General features: G+C 31.4%; 1 protein-coding gene and 1 pseudogene. Both read right to left on the bottom strand.

From position 1 onward, the window contains the following. Window positions 1-246 (bottom strand): hypothetical protein (locus BKH43_RS08370; RefSeq protein ID WP_143429070.1); only part of this gene is annotated, 246 nt, incomplete at its 3' end. A gap of 56 nt (window positions 247-302) precedes the next feature. After that, window positions 303-586, bottom strand: a pseudogene (locus BKH43_RS08585) (hypothetical protein); the annotation flags it as partial.

Raw genomic sequence — 586 nt, 5'->3', positions numbered from 1 at the left:
AGACTTAAGTAAGCTATCTATCACATTTGTTGTTTCAGGAAGCTCATCTAAGAAAAAATAAGAAAAAGGCACATCTATCCTTTTAGATAAATCAAGTAACTTTGATACTGTTACTTCGAAAGTGTCTATCTTTCCTTCTAGAAAATCTAAAAATAAAGATGCCTTTTTGCCAAACACTTTATCAATAATCTCTTTTTCAATATCCATCGAGTTTATAACTAAAGCATTTTTACTAGTTAGTAGCATTTTATTAACTCCTTATCTTTTGGTTCTTGTATTTTCCCTCCTTTTATATACACGCTTTAACCTTTAAAGTTTTTAGCATCTTGTTCTATAAGTTTCTTGTTTATAATAGTATGGTTTCCAGCACCATTATTCCAAGTCTTATCCCATGCACTATTAGGAAGATGAGTAATATTTACTAGCTCCCATGGATATTTTTTAGCGAGGTCTAGTATTAAGCTATTCATATCAGATGATAGAGTTTTGTTATCAATTTGTGTTTGTTCAGTATAAATTGCAAGCCCACTCCATAAATAATACTCTCTATAAACCTCCTCTACCACTGGGCCAAACTGCCAAGCTT

The organism is Helicobacter sp. 13S00401-1 (assembly GCF_002272925.1).
Taxonomy (GTDB): domain Bacteria; phylum Campylobacterota; class Campylobacteria; order Campylobacterales; family Helicobacteraceae; genus Helicobacter_I.
This window is presented reverse-complemented; position numbering and strand designations above follow the sequence as displayed.